Here is a 5669-nt window from a genome sequence, read left to right on the forward strand (position 1 = left end):
GCGTCACCGAGCTGCCCACCCGGTGGATGCGCGACCACCTGCACGAGGCGCTGGCCATCTACGGCGCGGCGATGGGCTACGGCGAGTCGGTGGTCGCCGGCCGCTACGGCTACGCCGTCCAGCACACCGAGCGCCCGGGCTTCCGGTCCGTCGGCGGCTTCGCCGAGACCCCGCAGGGCGAGCAGCTGGTCGGCTTCGGCTACGGCTACCTCGTCGCCCCCGGCCAGTGGTGGCACGACCAGGTCCGCAACGCCCTGGACCGGCGGACGGCCAAGCAGTGGCTGCCCGGCGCCTTCGAGGTCTGCGAGCTGCACGTCCACCCCGACCACCAGAGCCGCGGCCTGGGCCGGCAGCTGCTGCACGCCCTGCTGGCCGACCTGCCCCACCCCGCCGCGCTGCTGAGCACCCCGGACACCGACACCAAGGCCTTCCGGCTGTACCACGCCGACGGCTTCGTCGACCTGGCCCGCGGCTACCACTTCCCCGGTGACGCGCGGCCCTTCGCGATCCTGGGCGCCCGGCTGCCGCTGGCCCCGCCGGCGCCGAGGGACTGATCCCGGTTCCCCACCCCCGCGACACCTCGGTCGACGCCGTCGTCATCGGCTCGGGCCACAACGGGCTCGTCGCCGCCTGCTCCCTGGCCCGCGCAGGCCTGTCGGTCGAGGTGGTCGAGTCCGACCCCGTCCTGGGCGGCGCCGTCTCCACCGTCGAGCGGTGGCCCGGGGTCCGCGTCGACCGGGGGTCCAGCGCACACGTGATCATCCGGCACAGCGGGATCGTCGAGGAGCTCGAGCTCGAGCGGTTCGGGCTGCGCTACGTCGACTGCGACCCGTGGGGCTTCGCCCCCGCGCCGGTCCCCGGGGACGACGGCCCCGACGGCCGGCCGCTGGTCTTCTCCGTCGACCTCGACGCCACCTGCACCTCGATCGCCGCGGCCTGCGGGGACGCCGACGCCGCCGCCTACCGCCGCTTCGTCGAGGTCTGGGGGCCGCGCAGCGCCGCGGTCGTGCAGGCGTTCGGCGACCGGCCGAGCCCGGCGCGGCTGGCGCGCCACCTGTGGCCGATCGGCTCGCGGCGCCCCCGGACGCCGGGCGGGGAGATCGCCGTCGACTTCCTCGGCTCCGGCGACGCGCTGCTGGACCGCTGGTTCTCCTCCGAACGGCTCAAGGCCGCGCTGGCCTGGTTCGGCGCCCAGTCCGGGCCGCCGATGTCCGAGCCCGGCACGGCCGCGATGGTCGGCTGGGTCGCGCTGCTGCACGACGTCCCGCCCGGCCACCCGGTCGGCGGGTCCGGCGGCCTCACCCAGGCGCTGGCGGCCCGGCTGGCCGCCGACGGCGGCCGGGTCACCCTCGGGGACGGCGCCGCGCGGCTGCTCGTCGACGGGCCGGCCGACGCCCGGCGGGTCACCGGCGTGCAGACGACGTCAGGACGGCGGGTCACCGCACCCGTGGTCGTCGCCGCCTGCCACGTGCTGGCCACGAAGGCGCTCGCCGGGGACGACGCTCCTCCGGCGCTCGCCGATGCGGACCCGCCGCTGGGCAACGGCTTCGGCCTGGTGCTGCGGGCCCAGACCAACGCGCTCCCGTCCTACCCCGGCGTCGGGGACGAGGCCCTGCAGGGGCTGCAGCTGCTGTGCACCGACCGCGCCCAGCTGGCCCGCGCCCACGGCGACTGGCTGGCCGGTGAGGTCCCCCGGGAGCCGGTGCCGCTGACGATGTCGTTCTCCGCGAGCGACCCGACCCTCGCCCCGGCCGGTCAGCACGTCGTCACCGTCTGGGGCCAGTGGTACCCCTACGCCCTCGCCGACGGCTCCGACTGGGAGACCCTGGCCGAGCCGGCCGCCCAGCAGCTGATCGCCGCCGTCGACCGGTACGCCCCCGGCTTCGCCAACTCGGTACAGCGGCTGTACGTGCAGACGCCGCTGCGGCTGGAGCAGGAACTGTCGTTGCTGCGCGGCAACGTCATGCACGTGGAGATGAGCCTGGCCAGCATGTTCGGCTTCCGGCCGACGCCGGCGCTGTCCGGTCACCGGGTGCCCGGGCTCGCCGGGCTCTACCTCACCGGGGCCTCCACCCACCCCGGCGGCGGGGTCTCGGGCAACTCCGGGCGCACCGCCGCCCGGGTGGTGCTGGCCGATCGGCGCCCCGCCGCCCGGCTGCGGGCGGAGGTCGGCCGCCGCCTCCGGGCGCGGCGCCGGTGACCGCGGCGCTCGCGGTCCGGCGCCCGGCCGGCAGCGGCTGGGTCCCGGTGGTCCCGGCGCTCCTGCTCGTCGCCACGGCGATCGCCTACCCGCTCACCGACGGTGCCGCCCAGGACGCGGTCAGCTGGGCGATCGTGCTGCTGGGCGCCACCGTCTCGGGAGCCCACGCCGCGGTGAGCCGCGGCCTGCGCACCGGGCTGGCGGTCCTTGGGCTGGTCGCCGGGGTGGCGGTGCTGTTCGAGGCGCTCGGCCTGTCCACCGGGTTCCCCTACGGCGAGTACTCCTACAGCGACGAGCTCGGGCCCACGGTGCTGGGCGTGCCGTTCCTGGTCCCGCTGGCCTGGCTGATGATGGCCTGGCCGAGCTGGGTGCTCGCCGCCTGGCTGACCCCCCGGTCACGGCCGGCGCGGGTGCTGGTCGCCGCCTACGTCTTCGCCGGCTGGGACGTCGTGCTGGACCCGCAGATGGTGCAGGCCGGCTACTGGCGGTGGGCGCACCCCTCCCCCGGCCTCCCCGGCATCGACACGGTGCCGCTGACCAACCTGGCCGGCTGGCTGCTGGCCGGGGTGGTGCTGATGACCCTGCTGGACCTGCTGGCCGGGTCCGCCCGCTCCGGCACCTCCGATGCCGCGCCCCTGCTCGTGCTCACCTGGATGACGCTCGGGGGCGCGCTCGCGCACGCCGGCTGGCTGGGGCTGCCCGGGTCGGCGGCGTGGGCCGCGGTGCTGGCGGTGCCGGTGCTCGCCGCCGTGGTCCTGCGGCTGCGCCGGTGAGCCGGCTGGTGCGGGCCTGCGCCGGGTTGTCCGTGCTGGGCGCCCTGCACGCCGCGGTCAACGCCGCACTGCTCCGCCGGCCTCCCGCCGCACCCCGGCCGGTCGAGCGGCGGGTGACCGTGGTGCTGCCGGTGCGTGACGAGGCCGGGCAGGCGGGCGGCTGCCTGGCCGCGGTCCTCGCCCAGCGCGGCGTCGGCGACCTGGGGGTGGTCGTGGTCGACGACGGCTCCACCGACGGCACCGCCGCCGAGGTGCGCGCGGTCGCCGACGACCGGGTCACCCTGCTGCCAGGCAGCCCGCCGGCCCCGGGCTGGCTGGGCAAGCCGAACGCCTGCGCGCAGGGCGCGGCGGCCGCCGGCGACGCCGACGTGCTGGTCTTCCTCGACGCCGACGTCCGGCTGCGGCCGGACGCGGTCGCGCAGGCCGTGGCCGTGCTCGACGACACCGGCCTCGACCTCGTCTCCCCCTGGCCGCGGCAGCTCGCCGGCAGCGCGGCCGAGCGGCTGGTCCAGCCGCTGCAGCAGTGGTTGTGGGGCACGCTGCTGCCGCTGCGGCTCGCCGAGCGCTCCCCCCGGCCGTCGCTGGCCGCCGCCAACGGGCAGTTCCTGGTGGTCCGTCGCGCCGCGTACGACCGGGCCGGTGGGCACACGGCGGTGCGCGGTGCGGTGATCGAGGACGTCGCCCTGCTGCGCGCGGTCAAGGCGGCCGGTGGCCGCGGGGTGGTGGTGGACGGCTCGACCCTGGCGAACTGCCGGATGTACGACGGCTGGGCCGGTGTCCGGGACGGCTACGGCAAGTCCCTGTGGTCGGCGCTCGGCGGCCGCCCGGCCGCGGCCGTGGGCGCGGCCGCCGGACTGAGCACGGTCTGGCTGCTCCCGCCGCTGGCCGCACTCACCGGATCCCGGGCGGGGTGGGTCGGCTATGCGGCCGGGGTGCTCAACCGGGCGGTCGTCGCGGCCCGCACCGGCGGCCGGGTGTGGCCGGACGCGCTGGCCCACCCGGTGTCGATCGCGCTGCTGGACGTGCTGGTCGCGCGGTCGGTGGCCGGGCACCGGCGCGGCAGCCTGCAGTGGCGGGGGCGCACGCTGCCGACGGCCTGACCCGGGTCAGAGCCGACCCCAGCTGCCCGGCGGGTGGTCGGGCACGACCAGGTCGGCGACGACCCCGAAGTGGTCGCTGGCCCACACGCCGTCGACGGGGCGGTCGAGCACCCGGTCGCAGGCGAGCACCTGCAGGGTGGGTCCGTGGGCGCCGGCGCGGACGAGCACGGAGTCGATCCGCCGGGACACCGCCGTGGCCACCTCCCCGGCGCGGACCAGCGGGTTCTCGCTGCTGAAGGTGTGCCCGGGGTCGTGCGGGTGCACCGTCTCCCAGGCGTCCTGGTAGCAGACGCTGACGCCGTCCAGCGACCGGAGGCCGCGCCAGAACTGCATGCTGGCCGCCTCGGGAGTGGCGTCGAAGTCGCCGAGCACCACCGCGTGCCCGGACCCGGCGTGCTCCTCGATGGCCCGGGCGGCCCGTAGCGCCTGCTGCTCCCGCTCGACCTCGACGCCGAACTCCCAGCTGGGCTTGTGGTGGGCGACCAGCACCGGCCCGACCGCCGTCTCCAGCGCCACGATCGAGGTCGCGCACCAGGGCAGGGCCTCCGACTCCGGGCGGATCCGCTGGTCCAGCTCGACGACCGGTCGGTGCGGCGCGCGGGTGGCCAGGACCGCACCGACCCCGTCGTCGGAGGGGAGGCCGAGCCTGCGGAGGTGCCACCCGGGGCCCAGCAGCTCCTCGACGGAGCCGATCCGGACCTCCTGCAGCGCCACCACGTCGGCGTCGAGCCGCTGCAGGGTCCGGGCCAGGACCACCCGGCGCCGCTCCCAACCCGGGTTCGCCGGCCCGAGCACGTTCATCGTGACCATGCGCAGCCGGCCGCCCTCGGTCATGTCGATCAGTGTCCACCGCCGGGGTGGGCGACGATGGGCGGGTGACCGAGCCGACCAGCCCTGCGCGCGTGCACTTCGACCCGGCCCGGATGGAGCCCAGCGCCTTCTACCGGGTGCTGAACTCGGTGGTCGTGCCGCGGCCGATCGCCTGGGTCTGCAGCCGCTCGACCGAGGGCGTGCTGAACCTCGCGCCGCACTCGTTCTACACGGTGGCCTGCGTGGACCCCCCGGTCGTGCAGTTCACCTCGGTCGGCCGCAAGGACTCGCTGAACAACGCCGAGCAGACCCGCGAGTTCACCATCAGCCTGACCCCCGAGGTGTTGTTCGAGCAGGTCAACGCCACCGGCACCGACTTCCCCCCGGGGCACGACGAGGCCCAGCACACCGGGGTCCGGCTCGAGCCCAGCGAGGTCGTGGAGGTGCCCCGGGTCGCGGAGTCGCCCGTGTCGATCGAGTGCGTGCTGCACGGCACGGTGTCCTTCGGCGACAGCACCGTCGTCTTCGGCCGGGTCGTGCACATCGCCGTCCGGTCCGACGCCGTCCGCGACGGTCGGCCGCGCATCGAGCACCTGCAGCCGCTGGCCCGTCTGGGCGGCAACGAGTGGTCGACCATCGGCGAGGTCAAGGAGATCAAGCGGATCCCCTTCCGGACCTGGGAAGAGGACCCCGGCATCGGTGAGCGCCTGCGCGGCAGCTGATCGGCCCCCTGCAGGGTCCCGCGGCGAGCTTGCGAGTCGTGGGGGGCAGGGGGTCCTTCAGGAG

Annotated in this window: 6 protein-coding genes; 5 read left to right on the forward strand and 1 reads right to left on the reverse strand. The window is 76.4% G+C overall.

Annotated features, from left to right (window positions below):
• From FHL80_RS24705 to FHL80_RS24720, 4 genes are all read left to right on the forward strand, one after another.
• On the forward strand, positions 1-554 hold a 554-nt coding region (locus FHL80_RS24705; RefSeq protein WP_216871035.1), incomplete at its 5' end, for a GNAT family N-acetyltransferase.
• A gap of 44 nt (positions 555-598) precedes the next feature.
• Positions 599-2200 (forward strand): phytoene desaturase family protein, encoded by a 1602-nt coding sequence (locus FHL80_RS24710; protein WP_246078939.1) that lies wholly within the window; start codon positions 599-601, stop codon positions 2198-2200.
• The gene (locus FHL80_RS24715; RefSeq protein ID WP_138735976.1) at positions 2197-2973 is read left to right on the forward strand and encodes a carotenoid biosynthesis protein; all 777 of its coding nucleotides are present in this window, start codon (positions 2197-2199) and stop codon (positions 2971-2973) included. The genes FHL80_RS24710 and FHL80_RS24715 overlap by 4 nt, the downstream gene beginning before the upstream one ends.
• Positions 2970-4073 (forward strand): glycosyltransferase family 2 protein, encoded by a 1104-nt coding sequence (locus FHL80_RS24720; RefSeq protein ID WP_138735977.1) that lies wholly within the window; start codon positions 2970-2972, stop codon positions 4071-4073. Before FHL80_RS24715 ends, FHL80_RS24720 begins: the two co-directional genes overlap by 4 nt.
• A 6-nt stretch (positions 4074-4079) precedes the next feature.
• On the opposite strand, the gene FHL80_RS24725 is transcribed toward FHL80_RS24720, so the two are convergent.
• A complete protein-coding gene (locus FHL80_RS24725; protein ID WP_138735978.1) occupies positions 4080-4907 on the reverse strand; it encodes an endonuclease/exonuclease/phosphatase family protein in 828 nt (275 codons plus the stop codon).
• Between the two features lie 41 nt (positions 4908-4948).
• Between FHL80_RS24725 and FHL80_RS24730 the strand changes: the two genes are divergently transcribed.
• Positions 4949-5605 (forward strand): flavin reductase family protein, encoded by a 657-nt coding sequence (locus FHL80_RS24730; RefSeq protein WP_246078938.1) that lies wholly within the window; start codon positions 4949-4951, stop codon positions 5603-5605.
• The last annotated feature ends 64 nt before the right edge of the window (positions 5606-5669 follow it).

This window comes from Modestobacter excelsi (genome assembly GCF_005930495.1).
Classification (GTDB): Bacteria; Actinomycetota; Actinomycetes; order Mycobacteriales; family Geodermatophilaceae; genus Modestobacter; species Modestobacter excelsi.